The following is a 14,634-nucleotide window of genomic DNA, read 5'->3' as shown; positions in this document are numbered from 1 at the left end:
GAGTACATCGCGGAGTTGGAGCGGCGTGTCAGGCGGCTGGAGCGCGCTCTGGGGCCGTGGCAGTTGAGTGTGGGCCGGTATGGGGACCTCGTCGCCGATAATCTGGACACCGGAGTGAGAACCGTTGTAGCCCGGCGTGAGTCGGAGCCGCAGGGTAAGAAGGAGACATAGAGGTTATGGCTAACACCATTTGCACATCCCGTCAGTTCTCGACCGAGAACGGGGTGCTGCATCTATCACGGGCCGCGATGCCCCGCGTGGTGCTGGAGACTCGCACGCCCTCGGTTAATGACGGGGAGATTAAAGAGCACTCGCCGATTGATAACCAGAAGATTCTGATTGAGCAGCGCGGGCACTGGAAGAACGACTTCGGAGTTCCTGTGACGGTTCAGGTTCAGATCCAACGCGCTCGCCGAACCATGAGCACGACGTGTCCGCACACTGTGTTTCTCCGAGAGTCGTACACGACGCGGGTCGGGACCGATGGGCTTACGCAAATCATGGCCCCGGAGCCGACGACGGAGCCGACGTGGAACACGGAGTGGGGCGCGGGCCTGTTCGCACCGTTCAATGGGATGGGTGGGGACGAGTGGCCCCCGATTACGACGTGGCAGTCCACCCCGGAAGCCACCTCGACGCTGGACCAGATTCGCGTTCCAGCGGGACAATCGCTGGACGTTCGGTTCCGCGTCTCACTGGTGACGAACGCTTACGTCCGGGTGCCGTGGGGCGATGCTCACCCGCGCGATGGTAGGCCGACCGCGTTCGTCTGGGCATTCTCGAACACCATGCGATTCTTCGCCTTCCCCGACCCCGTATAGCTCGACTAGATAGGACACACAACAATGGCACTTGAACAGGATTACGGACGCATCCCCGTCCCGGCGGATAACGTTCCCGAGTTCGGTGTGGTGGTGCGCATCCAGGGCACTCACGCCGTCCTCACCGCCGACCGGGATGGGAAGCCGACCCCGTTCCTCCGACACAACGAGCAGATGATGGTGCGGTTCACCCCGCACATCAAGCAGTTGCTGGAGGAAGGGTGGGTCGATCTGATCGACTACATTGAGTTCCCCGCGGCGGCGCAGTACTTCCCCACTATGGCGGAGGTGTTCCAGATGATCGAGGACCGGGCTAAGACGCTGCCCGGCGAGTCGGTGCTGGGCATCCGCGTGGATGGGGATGCGCTGGTGATGCGGGTAGGCCGGGACTTGGAAACGTCCCGCGAAGTCCGGGCGGTGATTCCACAGTTCGGTGATTTGTCGGCGCAGGTTGAGCAGGCGGAGACGGCTGCGCTTCGGTCGGAAATGGCTGTGGAGCAGGTGATGAACCTGGTGAAGGACGCGGCGCAGGTCGCGGCGGATCAGGTGTCGGTGGAAGCGGAGCAGTACGCTGCGCTCGCTGCTGCTGCTGCGGAGCGTTCCGTCACGGCGGCGGAGGAAGCGACGCGACAGGTCGAGTCCATCGGCACGGTCGCCGGGCCGGAGGGTCCACGCGGGCCGGAGGGGCCGATGGGTCCGCAGGGTCCGCAGGGTCCGCAGGGTCCGCAGGGTCCGCAGGGCCCGAAGGGCGACACTGGTGCGGCGGGTAAGGACGGTAAGGACGGCGCTTCGGTGTCGTACGAGTCGATGGTCGCGACTTACGCTGATCTCCCGAAGGGTTTGTCCTCGTCTGATAAGGGCAAGGGCTGGGTTGTCACCGCTGATGGTCGGATTTACGTGTGGGATGGGGCGAAGTTCCCGCCCGAGGGCGCTGCACCATTGTTCCGTGGCCCGCAGGGCGAGACTGGTCCGCGCGGCCCGCAGGGCATCCAAGGCACGCAGGGCCCGAAGGGCGATACTGGCCCGCAGGGTCCGATGGGTCCGCAGGGTCCGAAGGGCGATGTTGGGCCGACCGGTCCGAAGGGTGATACCGGGCTTCAAGGTGTGCAGGGTCCGAAGGGCGATACCGGCCTACCCGGTAAGGACGGTCGGTCGTTGATCGTTCGCGGGGAGGTCGCATCCTCGGCATCACTGCCCCCATCGGCGGCGGTGGGTGACACCTACGTCATGACCGATAGCGGTAAAGCTGTGATGTGGAATGGTACGTCGTGGTCGGACCCGTTTGCGTTCGTCGGTCCGCAGGGACCGCAGGGTGATAGGGGACTCCGCGGCGATACTGGCCCGCAGGGTCCGCAGGGCCCGGCTGGCCCGGCTGGCACCCTATCGGCTGACCAGGCGACCGCGCTGTTTGGCGCGCCGTCGTTCCGCACGAAGCCCTACGGTGTGCTCCGCTGGACCGGGCCGCAGTACGACCCGCCAGCAGCACGGTTTACCCGTATGCGCGCCTACTCGGACGGGAGGCTCGTTGTCGGCAAGAACTACGGTGGCGTGGCGAACGCATCCACGAATGATCCGTACCTCGTCGCCCCGGTTGATGGGTGGTACAACCTGTACGCCCGGCAAGGTTTCGCCACCATCCCCGGCGCTAAGGGCTGCGGCCTGACAACGGACATTAACGCGGGTGATCGGGGGCTCGTGTTGTGGAACGATATTGGCTTCGGTCAGATCAGTATGGCGACCGGCGTGGAGTTCCTCACCGCAGGGACAAGGTTGTACCCGTGGATTTGGACGACCGAGGGTAACGCCGGGGCGACTGGCAACATCCGAGGAATGGAATCACAATTCCGCATGATCTTCCTAGCAGGAGCGTAACGATGGCTGAAATTAACTACGACGATCTACTCAATGAGATCATCGAGCAGATCAAGAATGACGATTCGGCGGACTCCGCGACGGTGGAGCGGCTGGTGCAGCGGCTCCGCGAGTTGCAGGCCACCGCGTCGGCGGAAGTCCTCGGTCGGAAAATCATCGCCGGGGACGGGCTCGCCGGGGGTGGGACGCTGGAGCAGGATGTGACACTCCGCCTGTCGGATGAAACGAACGAGTACATCCGGCTCGCGGCGGCTGCGACGACCCCGAAGCAGCTCGCGGAAGCGATCGCCCCGCTGCTGACGAAGGCCGAAGCCGGGGCGACCTACGCGACGAAGGCGGAAGCGAAGCCCGCCTACGTTATCCCGTTCAGCGTGCCGGGCACGATCAACGGCGAGGAAGTGTCCCCGCCCCTACTGATCGGCACGGGCGCGGCGGGGTTGAAGATCACGCATATCGGTGTCGCGGTCGGCACCCCCGGCTCGGCGGTGACTGTGACGCTGCGCGGTGGGGCGACCGGGTCTATTACCGTGGGGGATGGGGTGGTGTCGAAGCAGTCGGCGATGTCCGTCCCCATCACGGGCCCGGTGCGGGTTGCGATCTCGTCCGCGTCCTCGGCGGGTGTGACGGTTACGCTTCGGGTGCAGGAGTCCTAGCATGAGTATCAAGGACTGGGTCAGGACGGCGCGGGCGGTTCAGACACATGAGTCATTCGACGGGCGGCTCAACACGGGCGGGGCGATGATTGGCTCCCCGGTGTACGTGCAGGGCGTGGATGGTCAGGCGCTGTCGATTCCCGCGAACGCTGGTGCGACTATCCCGGTGTCGTCCGCTGCTGCTGCAGGCTACCCGGTGTCGGTATCACTGTGGTTCCGGTACTCTGCGAGCTCCGCGGTCGCGGAGCTGTTTCAGTGGGGCAACATTCCCGGCATGGGTGCGCGGGTGTACGGCGCCAATTCGGTTTATCCTCCAGGCACGGTCGAGGGGTGGGTGCGGTTGTCCTCGGGCGGGTTCGCGCTCCGCGCCCGGTCGGAGCAGTTATCACCGGATCGGTGGCACCTCGTGACCCTCACCGTCGAGGGGACGACGATATGGGGCGGGTGCCGCGCCCGCATGTATATCAACGGCACGCTGGTTGCCGTGCAGTCGTATAGCGGCGGGCTGTTCAACCTCGTGAACTTCGACCGTCCCCGTACCATGACCGTCGGCGTGTCCGCCGGGGCGGTTGTGGTGGACGAGCTGATCATCCAGGAAGCGCTGCTCGGAGATTCCGAGGTTATGGGGCTATATCAGTCTGCGGAGTCGCTGACGCGGGGGACGAAGCGGAGCGGGTGGGGCGTGGTATTCTAGACCGCAAGCAGGACCAGTCCCCGCTGACCTCCAGACAGCAGATTGGGGGCCGGTTCCGAAGGGATTAAGGCCCGTGTTGCTACGACCTCCCCCTCGCCTAGTGGGCAGCTATGGCGAGGGGGCTTCCTCATGTATAGGGGACGGGGCGGTCGCGCCGGTTAGACTCAACCTATGAGCAGACAGTGGCCGATGCCGAAGAACACATTCACCATCACATCCCGGTTCGCGGGCAGGATCAACCCCGTGACGGGCCGACCAGAATCACACTCCGGAACAGATTTAGCCGCCCCGGACGGCACCCCGTTCTACGCCGTCCAGTCTGGAACTGTGCAGTACATCGGACCCGCTTCGGGCTATGGGCAGTGGATCGTCGTGGACTCGTCCGACGCGGACGGCGGGGGCTGCGTCGAGTACGGGCACATGTGGAACGCCTTCGCCACGGGGCTGAAACTGGGCGACCGGGTGGAGGTCGGGCAGCTGCTCGGCTACGTCGGGTCGAATGGCCAGTCCACGGGCCCGCACCTCCACGTCACGGTGTGGGAACGTGGCTACGGCGGGAAGCGCGTGGACCCGGAAACCTGGCTCCAGGACGCGGCCTACCCACCGCCCGGTGGTGGTCGCGCCCCCGTCACCGGCGAATCACCAGCCGGGGGCGATGTGCTCTTCGGCGTGGACATCTCGAACCATCAGAACGGCTTCTCGTTGCGCCGGGTGAAGGAGGAAGGCTTCGCGTTCACCATCATCAAGGCGACCGAGGGGACGTGGCGCGACCCGGTGTTCCGGTCGCACCTGGACGACGCGAAGGCTAACGGCGTGCTGGCCGCTGCTTACATCTACGTGCGCGAGGAAACATCGCCGGAGGATCACGCCGCCGCGCTGGAAGCGCAGCTACCCGAGAAGGACGTTCCCGTCGCACTCGACATCGAGGACAAGAGCGGCTACGACCCGGGCCTGTGGCACGGCATCGTGTCCGCGCTTCGCGGGCGGGGCTACCGGGTGATCCTGACCTACCTCCCCCGGTGGTACTGGACGAAGGCCGGGAAGCCTGACCTGTCCGGGCTCCCGCCGCTGTGGTCCTCGAACTACCCGTCCACGACCCCGGGTTACGCTTCGGCGCTGTACTCGACCGCAGGGGACGCTGGCTGGGCTGGTTACGGCGGTCTGGAGGTGGCGATGTGGCAGTTCACCGACCGGGCCGTCGTCGCCGGGATGAAGGTGGACGCGAACGCCTTCCGCGGCGGGATGGATAAGCTCCGCGCCCTGTTTCAGGGCGAGGGGAACACCACCCCGCCCGGGGCGGAAGTCGGCCCTCCAGTCTTCGCGTCGAAGCTGACCGCCGAGGACTACGCCCGACTGTCGTTCGAGCAGCTCGCCGGGTACAAGTACCGGCAGGACGGGCTCCCCGACTTCGCCGGGTGGGATGCCGAGTCGGTCATCGCGTCCGCGAAGAAGAAGCTAGCGGACACGGGCGCGTGCACGCCCGTCGAGCTGCTGTTCCTCGCTAACGAAGATCTGATCAACCGAATCAAGAAGGGTGAGAAGTAAGTGAAAATCAAGGGAATTGACGTGTCCATCATCGTTCGCGGGGTGATCTACGCCGCGGCGTTCGTGTTCTCGGCCGCGATGCTGCTGTCGGGTAAAGCGACGAGTGATCAGGCGCAGGCGTGGCTGGATTATGCCCCGGAGCTCGCTGGCATGGTCGCCGGTGGTCTAGCGCTGGTGAAGCTGAACCGCGGGTCGAACTCGACGGCGACCGAGGACGATGTTAAGGCCGCGCAGACCGCAGCCACCGTGGCCGCGATGGAGCGGATGTACCAAATGAGCCGGGAACTGCTCGACACCATCAACGAGAAGAAGCAGCCATACCAGTCGGTCGGCGCTGCGGACAGTAACCCTCCGATGGACGAGTCGGCGGAGTACGGTCAGCACGCAGCCCCGGTGAGTGTTGATCGTGCTGGTTCGCAGCACGGTTCCATCTACCCCGGATAGGAGCAGAAATGATGTCATTCATTAATCAGGTATTCAGCTGGGCGCGGAAGATCATCCCAGCATCCATCGTCCCCGACGTGCCGGTTGGCACGTTCATCCACACCTCGGCGGGCAACGGCGGGACTGACCAGCCCACGCAGCGGTTCGGCATCGGCGGGACAGACCTCGGCTTTTTGTTCGAGGGCGGCAAGTCCGTCAATGGCGGGAAGGCACTATGGGTCGGCGGGGTCTTCGGCGATACCTTCACCGGCGGGACACCGGGCCAGGGTGATTGGCGCTCGCCCGTGGGGCTCCGCTCGTCAAACCGGGATGTCACCACGCGCGGCATCGTGTGGGACAACGCAATCCACGGAATCAACTACGCGAACCAGATGTGGCCCTACCGGCACGTGGGCGAGTCCGGGACGGTGAACGGCAGGAACTTCGACGCATTTACCATCATCCCGAATGATGTGATTCAGCTCCCCGATGGGAACTACCTCGGCAACGGCTTCCGTGTGAAGCGGTGGGGCCAGGGCGGTGTGCAGCGGATGTGCTGGACCCTATCCGCAGCCTGGTTCTGGTCGAATGAACCGCACGCCGAGGTGTGGGACGTATGCCGTCACGAGAACAACCTGGGCACCCTATACGAGTGGGTGAATCGCGGACGCGATCATTACTTCCAGAACAACACTATGGTGATGCTGCCGGGCGACGAGAACGTCTATGTGTTCGGCACGCCGGAGGGGCGGAAGCGCGGCCCGGATAGCGGTATCTACCTCCGCCGGGCGAACTGGCGGCACCTATGCAACGACGCGTCGTGGGAGTTCTGGGGCTGGACCGGTACACGGTGGGAGTGGGGACGGCACATCAACCCGACCCCCATCCTTCTCCCCGACACGCCCGAAGGCGCGATCGGTGAAATCAATGCGCAGTACATCCACGGGAAGGTGGTGCTCACGTACTGCGACGAGAAGCGTGGCGTGATTGTTCGCCTGGCGGATCGCCCGGATGCGCTGTGGACGAAGTCGCGGGAGATCGTCACCCGCCTACAGGAACCGTCGATGTACGCGCCGAGCATCCATCCGTGGTCCCCGTCGCTGGAGGATGCCTACCTTCATCTATCGTCCTGGCGGCAGTGGGATGGACGGACGATTGACTACTGTGCTCGCGGCTACCGGGTAAACCTCACCGGGAACACCCCCGGGGCGGAGGGGGCGGCATGACCCTGCTGGAGAAGGAGAAGGAGCCACCACTGGTCCGGCTCCGCCGTGGGCTCGGGTCGCCCTGGACGGGGCTGGGAATCTACGGAGTCGGCACGCTCATTAAAGGCCTGTTCTACCTGCCGATGCTGGGGAACCCGAGTCGGCTCCCCGCCGTCGAGCAGTGGGGCGGTCCGAACCTGTGGGCATTTGTGTGGATCATCGTCGGTGCGTTCGCAATCTGCGCGGTGCTGACCCGCCGATGCGGAGCTATCGCCGCCGGGGGCCTGTTCTTTATCTACCTGATATGGGGAGGTATGTACCTAATCGCCGAGGTCTACGGTAACTACCCACTCGGGTCGATGGCGTCTGTGGTGTACCTACTGGTAGCTGCGACGATCTTCTGGGCGTTCTCGCGCCCCCCCGGTGGAGCAGATCATCGTCAAATCAACGCACTGCGAGGGTGAGGGAGATTCCGAATGAGCGAAAGCCTAGCCGCGGTCGTCGTCGGTCTGGTGGGCCTCGCCGGTGCCGTGCTGACCGCATTTATCACCGGCCTATTCGATAACCGGAAATCGGTCGCGGACCAGTATCAAGCCCTGGTGGACGATATTCAGGACTTCGCGAGCAATAAAGCTGCGGAGCAGGATAAGAAAATCAAGGTGCTAACCGCGAAGCTGGAGGACGTGCAGCGTGTCGTGGCGGAGCAGGGCGAGCAGCTCCGCGTGATTAGCAGCAAGTATGATCTGGCGATCGGGTTCATCCGGCGTGCGCATCAGGACAAGACGGTCGCGGATCTGCTTCCGCCGCTTCCGGAGCGGTTGTTGGATGATGTTCGTCGGCAGGTGTCGTGAGTGTTGTACCAGACCAGAAACTTCTGGTAAACTATACGTGTAAGATTCATATCCACAGGAAAGGCAGTACAAGCACCATGCAAGCCCCCGTGATCGGCTCCGCCGCCCTTCACCGACTATCCGAAGCCGACGCGAACAAGCGCGTCTACAGCATTCTCGATTGGATCATCAACCACGCCGACGACAACGGAGTCGTGGAAGTCTCGATGTCACAACTGACTAAGGTATTCAACGTGACTATTGCGATGATCCAGCAGCCACTCCAGCTACTCGAACAGCTCGGCCTGATCACCCGCGAACGACGTGGCCCCTACCCATCGGTTATCCGACTGACCCCCGTCGTCATCCCCACCCTGAAGCATTAAAAAGACCCCCCGCGCTAACGAGGGGTCCCAACTCACAGAAAGGCGTTCTGCTATGAACGACTATACACCAACGTCCGCATGGACCGCAACTTACGACCGAGATCGCCGGAAACTATGGGGCGAACCTGGGAGCGTGTGGACTGTCTTCGACATCCTCGCATCAATGGCTAACGGATCATCCGGGCGGTGCTGGCCGTCCGCGGCGTACATCGCGAAGGAAACCGGATTGAGCCGCGCGTCGGTGAAGAACGCGCTCCGCCGTCTTGACGAGCTCGGAGTGATCAGCGTCGAGCACCGGGAAGCGACAACGAGTGTTTTCACAGTCCCCCTGGCGACCATGAAGGGGGTTAAACCTGTAGCCGGGGGGGCGGGTAAATCCCTGCTCGAAACGGGGGGTAAGGATTTAACCCCAAATAAAGAATTAACTAATAAAAAATCATCTAACAACACGGGCGGCGCTCCGCGCCCGTCGGAGGATGTCTTCCACGAAGAACCGAAGGACACGTCGGCAGGGTGGATTGACGAGCGGACGGCTCACGCCGCCGCCGAAGCTGGCATCACGGCGATGGAGGACGAAGGGGTGCCACTGCGCACCATCGTGGAGCAGACGGCGCAGCGGGCGAACCAGTATCAGATCGTCACGGACCTGTCCCCGCTCCCTCGGACGATCCGCTCCGGTGAGTGGACGCTGGACCCGGAGGGTGATTGGCGGTCGGTGGCTCGCACCATCGTCGTCGGCAAGTGCGGCCCGGTTGAGGGCAGGATCATGAACATGTTCCTCGACGGCATCGCCCCCCTCGTCGCCACGGGGGAGGTTCCGCTGCACCTGATCGAGGAAGCCGCGGCATCCGGCGGTGGTGGCTTGTACGCCATCGGAGCTGTCCGGCACGTCGCGGTCGGCCTGTCGGCGCGTCGAATGTCGTGGTTGTGGCGCATCCGGGCGATCCGCAGGGGCGGCAGCGGCGGGCGGGTGATTGACACGATCATCCCGTCTCGGACGAGCGGTGTCACCACCCCAACCGAATTGTCATTTACCGAGATTGAGGAACCCGCTTATGCGTAATTTCACCGAAGCGCTCGCGGCCCGGTGCCGTGGCCTACTCGGAACCGACCAGGTTCGGATCACCGACGGGCAGACCATTATCCGCTGGACGGCGGAAGTCGAGATAGAGGGAGGGCCGTTCACGACGGCGACGTTCGAGGTCACACCCCGCCCGTTCACGATGGACGCGGTGAATGAGGTGTGCGCGGAGTACAGCGTGTATGACGGATTAGAGCTGGACATCGCCCTGACCGATCTCACCAAAATCATGCCGACAGTGTTCCCAGATAAACTCGAACGAGCTCGGGAACTAGTGCAGCACGACAGCGTCATGATCTACCCCAACGACGTGTACGACCGCGTCGAGTACGTGATCATTAACCCCGACTCTGGGCAGACCATCACCGGCGACGCGGCCCCGGACACCATCCCGCAGATCATGGCCCGCGACGCGGCCCCGAACGCGATCACGCTGGTGTTCGTCCCCGACAACCTCATTGGGGGCGTGTGGTGAAGGAGGGGTTCAGCGTCGAGGACAAGCGCATCATGAGCCGCCGGTCATACGGCGTGTGCGAGCTATGCAACAAAAAGCCGGGCGGGCACTACCACCACCGGAAGCCCCGCAGGATGGGCGGGGTTCATGGCGACGCTGATGCGGACGTGAACCGCCCGTCGAACGGGCTGGTTCTATGCGCGGCCTGTCACGACCGGGTGGAGTCCCGGCGCGGATGGGCGCACGACAATGGGCTGCTGCTGAAAGCGAACCAGCGACCCGAGGAAACACCGGCACGGCTTCCCCGCTACGGCGGGGCTGTGCTTCTGGACGATGAAGGAAACGTGGCATGGCAGATGTGGTAGATGTGCAAGCGATCATCAGTGAGCATGCGACCGTCGCGGAGGGCGTGGAGCCCGGAACGGCGGAATGGCGGCGCAGGGTCACCGCGTCGAAGATTGCGGGCATCATGGACTGCGACCCGTGGGGCGGAACCCCGTGGATCATGTGGCACCAGCTCGCCGGTCATTTCGACGCGCCCGAAGCGGATACCGAGGCGACCCGGCGCGGTCGGCACCTCGAAGCCGGTGTCGCTGATTGGTGGGCCGAGGACAACCCGGAATGGACCGTCACAACGTGCGGAACGTTCCAGTCGCGCCGGTGGACATGGGCCTACGCAACCCCCGACCGGCTGCTGGCAACCACGAGCCGCGTCGCGCTCATGGAGATCAAGACCCAGGCCGACACGAGCGGATGGGGAACGCCGGAAACCAACGGTGTCCCGCTGCACTACTGGCTCCAGGGCTTGTGGCAGTGCGCTGTCACTGGGCTGCGCGATGTCGTGTTCGTGGTCCTCGGCCCGTTCCTGGAGCTCACCGAGTATTGGGTCACCTACACTGATTTCGATATCGAAATGACGGTGGACACGATCGGGGAGTTCGTCGCGACGCTTCCGGGGGGTGTGTGCGAGCGGGAGCCGGAGCGGACGAATCCGTCCTCGGAGTGGCCGGTGTTGGCTGCTATGACCCCGGCGACGGTGCAGGCGGTTGAGGTGGGCGATGTGTATTTCGAGTACGCGGCTGCGAAGCTGCGCGAGAAGGAAGCGGCGGCGGAGTTGGATGCAGCTCGGTCGCGGGTCATCGTCGCCGGTGTGGATGGCGAGTGCATCACGGCGGATGGTCGTGTCGTGGCGACGCGGTCGGGCGATCGGTGGCGGTTTAAGCCGGTTCCGAAGCAGTGGCAGCGTTGAGGTTGATTTCCCCACAACTATCCGGTAAACTTTAAGTAGGTGTTTATGGTGAACACCGTGACCAGCATAGAAAGGCAAACATGCTCAACCCCGAAGCGCCATACGAGCGCTACCCAGACAACCACCCCTACATCCTCGACCCCGAGGGGACCGTCAGGAACAACCTCCCCGACATTATGGCCGACAACGGACTCGGCACCAACACCGAAGACCTACAGTGCCGCAACGAAATCATGCGAGCAATGGTCTACACCGCAGCCATGTTCGACAGCCCCGAAGACTTCGCCCGCTTCGCCCGCGTCACCGGTGACTCACTCCACCGCCTAGCCGACGAAGTCGAAAACACGGAGGACAGCTAACCATGACTGACCAGTACAGCAGCCGATCCCTCACCATCGCCGCCGAGCAGGACACTTTCACACCGGTGCAGATCGAAGCACTCCGATCCATCGGCCTACAAGGCGCAGCCCCCGCCGAGATTCAGGTGTTCTTCCACACGTGCAAGCGGACCGGCCTGGACCCCTTCGCCCGGCAGATCTACATGATCAACCGCCAGGGCAACTGGACGATCCAGACCGGCATCGACGGCTTCCGACTCGTCGCGCAGCGCACCACCGAGCGGACGCACGGAACGCTCGGATACGAGGACCCATTGTGGTGCGGACCGGACGGAGTGTGGCATGACGTGTGGGTCGCGGACGAGCCGCCGGTGGCATCGAAGTCCGTCGTGGTCCGTAACGGCGAGCGGTTCCCCGCCGTCGCCCTGTTCCGCGAGTACGTCGGAACCCGGTGGGATAAGAAGCTTGGCAAGAAGGTGCCGAACACGATGTGGCAGGAGAAGCCCGCCCTGATGCTGCAGAAGTGCGCCGCAGCCCTCGCCCTCCGGTCCGCGTTCCCCCTCGACCTATCCGGTGTCTACACCAACGACGAGGTTCAGGCCGACATTGTGGAGCCGGAGCGTCCCGCCGCGCCGCGTACCGATTCCCTCCACCCGGAGGGGTTCGACCCGGAGACGTGCACTCGCGAGGAACTGCAGGCGGCGTGGAAGCGGGCGAACGCGGCCCGGCAGGTGGGTGAGATGAACCGCATTTCGCAAATCGCCACGCGCCGGTTCAGCGGCGATAATGACAAGAACGGGCAGCAACCAGCCGACAAGGCCCCGGAGCAGGCCGAGCAGCCCGCCGAGGACACCACCATCATCGACGGCGAGACCGTCACAACCGACAAGGAGCAGTAGACATGAAGCAGGGAGAGAACCCCCTATTTTTCGAGGGCGGAGTCAAGGAAGACCCGCAAGTCCGGTACACACAGGACAACAAGCCGTGGGTCACCCTCGACGTAGCCAGCACGTCCCGCCGGTTCGACAAGGAAGCGAACGAGTGGGTGGACGGAACCACGACGTGGATTCCCGTCGCGCTGTTCGGCAACGGCGCGGAAGCAGTTGGCCAGCAGGTGCGGAAGGGAACAGTCGTCATGGTGTTCGGCAACCTCGTTCAGCGGTCGTGGACGACCGAGCAGGGCGAGCGCCGGAGCCGCCTGGAGTGCCGCGCATCATCCATCGGAGTCAAGTGCCGTAAGACCCGCGACGGCGCGGGCGCGGCCCCCGGCGCGGACATGGGCGACCCGTGGGGCTCCACCCCGTCCGGCAACACCGGCGGGGGAACCGGCGCGGCTGGGTTCGACAGCGACGAGCCGCCGTTCTGATGCGGTCCTGGAACCTCCCCATGTCGTTCACCCGCCCCCCACTGTCGCTCAACGACCGGGGACACTGGGCGAAGAAGGCGGCGGCGGTGGCGGCGGTGCGGAAGGAAGCAGCCTACCGCGCCCGCGCGACCGTCCCCCGGAACCTCGGCCACATCACCACCCGGCTCCACTACCTACCGCCGGATAACCGCCGCAGAGACGAGGACAACCTCGTCGCCACGGCGAAAGCGTGCTGGGACGGGCTTGTCGATGCGGGCATCGTCCCGGACGATACGAGCGAGTACATGACCAAGATCATGCCCAGGATCCATCACCACGAGAAAGGCCAGAAGCCGCGAATGTGGCTCGAAATCACCACCACCGGAAGCGAGGACACGAATGCAGCGGACAAGTAAATCGGACAACGTTTTCACACCGGTTGAGTCGGAAATGTTCGTCCTCGGCGCGATGATCCAGTCGCGCGATGCTACCGCCGAGATTCTGTCCTCGGGTATGAACCGGCAGATGTTCTACCGCCCGGATCACCAACTCGTTTTCGAGACAATCGAGCAGATGGAAGCGGAGGGGGCGCAGATTGACCCTGTGTTCCTCGCCGACCGGATCAACGCCGCTTCCGGGCGAACGATCGGAGATGTCGCCCAACTGATCTTCGACCTGATCTCAAAGGCCCCAACTCCGATTTCCGCGATGTACCACGCCGAGCGCGTGCGGGCGGGTTACCTACGCCGGGAATCGTACGCCGCCGCGGCGAAGATCAAGCAGCTATCGGAATCGCCCGAAGTCGAACCGATCGAGGTTGTGGAGCAGGCCCGCGCCGAGCTCGACAACCTAGGGACGGTCAGCGTGTCCGATGCCCCGTCAATGGTGGGCGACATGCTCGAAGCGACGCGGGACTACTACCGACAGGACACCGGGCGGATCACATGGTCGGGCTTCGAGTCCCTGGACTCCATCACGGGCGGGCTCAGGGCGGGGCAAATGATCATCGTCGCGGCCCGGCCCGGTATCGGTAAATCGACCCTCGCCCTGGACTTCGCCCGCAACGTCGCCCGCACCGACCGGGCGGCGTTGATGTTCTCCCTAGAAATGAGCAAGCAGGAAGTGACAGCACGGGCGATCAGCGCCGAGTGCTCCATCGACCTCGGGCGGTTCACGCACTCGACGCTGATGGATGATGAAGCGCAGCGGCTCGCGGATCACGCCGACGATATGAGCAACCTTCACTTGTGGGTGGATGATGCGCCGGGGATCACAATGGCGGAGATTCGGGCGAAGGCTCGGCGGTTAGCTCGCGAGCGCCCCCTGGGGTTGATGGTCGTGGACTACATCGGATTGATTAGCGCTGTGGGAAAGGTTGAGTCGCGGCAGATTGAGATTGCGCAGTACAGCCGGGCGCTGAAAATGCTCGCGAAGGAACTGGACTGTCCGGTTGTGGTGGTCGTGCAGTTGTCCCGGCAGGCGGAGATGAATGGCGCGCCGCGGCTGCACCACCTCCGTGAGTCGGGCGCGCTGGAGCAGGACGCGGATAAGGTCCTGTTGCTGTCGCGGAGTGATGGTGGTGATTTGACGGTTGATCTGGCGAAGAACCGCAGTGGTCAGCTGGGAAGCGTGGAGCTTACGCCGGTGCTGCATTACTGCCGGTTCATGGATCAGAAGTGGTCGCCGGGCGGGTATCAGTAGGGCGGTTCGGAAAAAAGTTTAAGTGTTTTTCGTTTTT

General features: G+C 63.9%; 19 protein-coding genes. All 19 read left to right on the top strand.

The features are described 5' to 3' along the window. Nucleotides 1-176 precede the first annotated feature (176 nt). The 19 genes from ACTQZK_RS12130 to ACTQZK_RS12040 all read left to right on the top strand — a co-directional run bounded on the left by ACTQZK_RS12130 (nucleotide 177) and on the right by ACTQZK_RS12040 (nucleotide 14,597). Complete coding sequence (locus ACTQZK_RS12130; protein WP_441031697.1) at nucleotides 177-821, top strand: DUF7172 family protein; 645 nt, start codon at nucleotides 177-179, stop codon at nucleotides 819-821. 24 nt (nucleotides 822-845) lie between these two features. Then, entirely contained in the window at nucleotides 846-2,693 is a 1,848-nt protein-coding gene (locus ACTQZK_RS12125) for a hypothetical protein (protein ID WP_441063944.1), read from the top strand. Between the two features lie 2 nt (nucleotides 2,694-2,695). Next, nucleotides 2,696-3,346, top strand: coding sequence for a hypothetical protein (locus tag ACTQZK_RS12120; protein ID WP_441031701.1), 651 nt, complete (start codon nucleotides 2,696-2,698; stop codon nucleotides 3,344-3,346). Between the two features lies 1 nt (nucleotide 3,347). Then, nucleotides 3,348-4,040: a LamG-like jellyroll fold domain-containing protein gene (locus tag ACTQZK_RS12115; protein WP_441052916.1), complete on the top strand. Its 693-nt coding sequence runs from the start codon at nucleotides 3,348-3,350 to the stop codon at nucleotides 4,038-4,040. A 189-nt stretch (nucleotides 4,041-4,229) separates the two neighbouring features. Then, a complete protein-coding gene (locus ACTQZK_RS12110) occupies nucleotides 4,230-5,585 on the top strand; it encodes a peptidoglycan DD-metalloendopeptidase family protein (protein ID WP_441031704.1) in 1,356 nt (451 codons plus the stop codon). Between the two features lie 21 nt (nucleotides 5,586-5,606). After that, the gene (locus ACTQZK_RS12105) at nucleotides 5,607-6,029 is read left to right on the top strand and encodes a hypothetical protein (protein WP_441032692.1); all 423 of its coding nucleotides are present in this window, start codon (nucleotides 5,607-5,609) and stop codon (nucleotides 6,027-6,029) included. Nucleotides 6,030-6,037: 8 nt separating this feature from the next. Further along, the gene (locus ACTQZK_RS12100; RefSeq protein WP_441032689.1) at nucleotides 6,038-7,234 is read left to right on the top strand and encodes a DUF4185 domain-containing protein; all 1,197 of its coding nucleotides are present in this window, start codon (nucleotides 6,038-6,040) and stop codon (nucleotides 7,232-7,234) included. Beyond that, complete coding sequence (locus ACTQZK_RS12095; protein ID WP_340034933.1) at nucleotides 7,231-7,677, top strand: hypothetical protein; 447 nt, start codon at nucleotides 7,231-7,233, stop codon at nucleotides 7,675-7,677. Before ACTQZK_RS12100 ends, ACTQZK_RS12095 begins: the two co-directional genes overlap by 4 nt. A 12-nt stretch (nucleotides 7,678-7,689) precedes the next feature. Continuing rightward, nucleotides 7,690-8,064, top strand: coding sequence for a hypothetical protein (locus ACTQZK_RS12090; RefSeq protein ID WP_441031710.1), 375 nt, complete (start codon nucleotides 7,690-7,692; stop codon nucleotides 8,062-8,064). Nucleotides 8,065-8,141: 77 nt separating this feature from the next. Next, on the top strand, nucleotides 8,142-8,429 hold the full coding sequence (locus ACTQZK_RS12085; RefSeq protein ID WP_441031712.1) for a hypothetical protein: 288 nt from the start codon (nucleotides 8,142-8,144) through the stop codon (nucleotides 8,427-8,429). A 52-nt stretch (nucleotides 8,430-8,481) separates the two neighbouring features. Next, nucleotides 8,482-9,492, top strand: a complete 1,011-nt coding sequence (locus ACTQZK_RS12080) for a helix-turn-helix domain-containing protein (protein ID WP_441031713.1) — start codon at nucleotides 8,482-8,484, stop codon at nucleotides 9,490-9,492. Next, on the top strand, nucleotides 9,485-9,985 hold the full coding sequence (locus ACTQZK_RS12075) for a hypothetical protein (RefSeq protein WP_441031715.1): 501 nt from the start codon (nucleotides 9,485-9,487) through the stop codon (nucleotides 9,983-9,985). The genes ACTQZK_RS12080 and ACTQZK_RS12075 overlap by 8 nt, the downstream gene beginning before the upstream one ends. After that, nucleotides 9,982-10,329 (top strand): HNH endonuclease signature motif containing protein, encoded by a 348-nt coding sequence (locus tag ACTQZK_RS12070; protein ID WP_441032685.1) that lies wholly within the window; start codon nucleotides 9,982-9,984, stop codon nucleotides 10,327-10,329. The genes ACTQZK_RS12075 and ACTQZK_RS12070 overlap by 4 nt, the downstream gene beginning before the upstream one ends. Beyond that, a complete protein-coding gene (locus tag ACTQZK_RS12065) occupies nucleotides 10,323-11,213 on the top strand; it encodes a YqaJ viral recombinase family protein (protein WP_441899703.1) in 891 nt (296 codons plus the stop codon). The genes ACTQZK_RS12070 and ACTQZK_RS12065 overlap by 7 nt, the downstream gene beginning before the upstream one ends. An 80-nt stretch (nucleotides 11,214-11,293) precedes the next feature. Further along, nucleotides 11,294-11,572 carry a hypothetical protein gene (locus ACTQZK_RS12060; protein ID WP_441031719.1) on the top strand — a complete coding sequence of 93 codons (279 nt, stop codon included), beginning with the start codon at nucleotides 11,294-11,296 and terminating at the stop codon, nucleotides 11,570-11,572. Nucleotides 11,573-11,574: 2 nt separating this feature from the next. After that, nucleotides 11,575-12,450 (top strand): phage recombination protein Bet, encoded by an 876-nt coding sequence (gene bet, locus ACTQZK_RS12055; RefSeq protein WP_441031721.1) that lies wholly within the window; start codon nucleotides 11,575-11,577, stop codon nucleotides 12,448-12,450. Nucleotides 12,451-12,452: 2 nt separating this feature from the next. Beyond that, nucleotides 12,453-12,917 (top strand): single-stranded DNA-binding protein, encoded by a 465-nt coding sequence (locus ACTQZK_RS12050; protein WP_441031723.1) that lies wholly within the window; start codon nucleotides 12,453-12,455, stop codon nucleotides 12,915-12,917. A 20-nt stretch (nucleotides 12,918-12,937) separates the two neighbouring features. Beyond that, the gene (locus ACTQZK_RS12045) at nucleotides 12,938-13,312 is read left to right on the top strand and encodes a hypothetical protein (RefSeq protein ID WP_441032680.1); all 375 of its coding nucleotides are present in this window, start codon (nucleotides 12,938-12,940) and stop codon (nucleotides 13,310-13,312) included. Further along, nucleotides 13,296-14,597, top strand: coding sequence for a replicative DNA helicase (locus tag ACTQZK_RS12040; RefSeq protein WP_441031727.1), 1,302 nt, complete (start codon nucleotides 13,296-13,298; stop codon nucleotides 14,595-14,597). Before ACTQZK_RS12045 ends, ACTQZK_RS12040 begins: the two co-directional genes overlap by 17 nt. Nucleotides 14,598-14,634 lie beyond the last annotated feature (37 nt).

It is taken from the genome of Paraeggerthella sp. LCP19S3_G8 (assembly GCF_052119225.1).
In the GTDB taxonomy this organism is placed as follows: Bacteria; Actinomycetota; Coriobacteriia; order Coriobacteriales; family Eggerthellaceae; genus Paraeggerthella; species Paraeggerthella hominis.
The sequence above is the reverse complement of the archived record's forward strand: the minus strand, read 5'-3'. Positions and strand labels throughout refer to the sequence as shown.

Excerpts from the sequence above, each read along its gene's own strand:
- ACTQZK_RS12045 (WP_441032680.1), top strand. The coding sequence starts at position 12,938 with ATGTCGTTCACCCGCCCCCCACTGTCGCTCAACGACCGGGGACACTGG.
- ACTQZK_RS12075 (WP_441031715.1), top strand. The coding sequence starts at position 9,485 with ATGCGTAATTTCACCGAAGCGCTCGCGGCCCGGTGCCGTGGCCTACTC.
- ACTQZK_RS12050 (WP_441031723.1), top strand. The coding sequence starts at position 12,453 with ATGAAGCAGGGAGAGAACCCCCTATTTTTCGAGGGCGGAGTCAAGGAA.
- ACTQZK_RS12095 (WP_340034933.1), top strand. The coding sequence starts at position 7,231 with ATGACCCTGCTGGAGAAGGAGAAGGAGCCACCACTGGTCCGGCTCCGC.
- ACTQZK_RS12115 (WP_441052916.1), top strand. The coding sequence starts at position 3,348 with ATGAGTATCAAGGACTGGGTCAGGACGGCGCGGGCGGTTCAGACACAT.
- ACTQZK_RS12060 (WP_441031719.1), top strand. The coding sequence starts at position 11,294 with ATGCTCAACCCCGAAGCGCCATACGAGCGCTACCCAGACAACCACCCC.
- ACTQZK_RS12080 (WP_441031713.1), top strand. The coding sequence starts at position 8,482 with ATGAACGACTATACACCAACGTCCGCATGGACCGCAACTTACGACCGA.
- ACTQZK_RS12100 (WP_441032689.1), top strand. The coding sequence starts at position 6,038 with ATGATGTCATTCATTAATCAGGTATTCAGCTGGGCGCGGAAGATCATC.
- ACTQZK_RS12090 (WP_441031710.1), top strand. The coding sequence starts at position 7,690 with ATGAGCGAAAGCCTAGCCGCGGTCGTCGTCGGTCTGGTGGGCCTCGCC.
- ACTQZK_RS12040 (WP_441031727.1), top strand. The coding sequence starts at position 13,296 with ATGCAGCGGACAAGTAAATCGGACAACGTTTTCACACCGGTTGAGTCG.
- bet (WP_441031721.1), top strand. The coding sequence starts at position 11,575 with ATGACTGACCAGTACAGCAGCCGATCCCTCACCATCGCCGCCGAGCAG.
- ACTQZK_RS12120 (WP_441031701.1), top strand. The coding sequence starts at position 2,696 with ATGGCTGAAATTAACTACGACGATCTACTCAATGAGATCATCGAGCAG.
- ACTQZK_RS12085 (WP_441031712.1), top strand. The coding sequence starts at position 8,142 with ATGCAAGCCCCCGTGATCGGCTCCGCCGCCCTTCACCGACTATCCGAA.
- ACTQZK_RS12130 (WP_441031697.1), top strand. The coding sequence starts at position 177 with ATGGCTAACACCATTTGCACATCCCGTCAGTTCTCGACCGAGAACGGG.
- ACTQZK_RS12125 (WP_441063944.1), top strand. The coding sequence starts at position 846 with ATGGCACTTGAACAGGATTACGGACGCATCCCCGTCCCGGCGGATAAC.
- ACTQZK_RS12110 (WP_441031704.1), top strand. The coding sequence starts at position 4,230 with ATGCCGAAGAACACATTCACCATCACATCCCGGTTCGCGGGCAGGATC.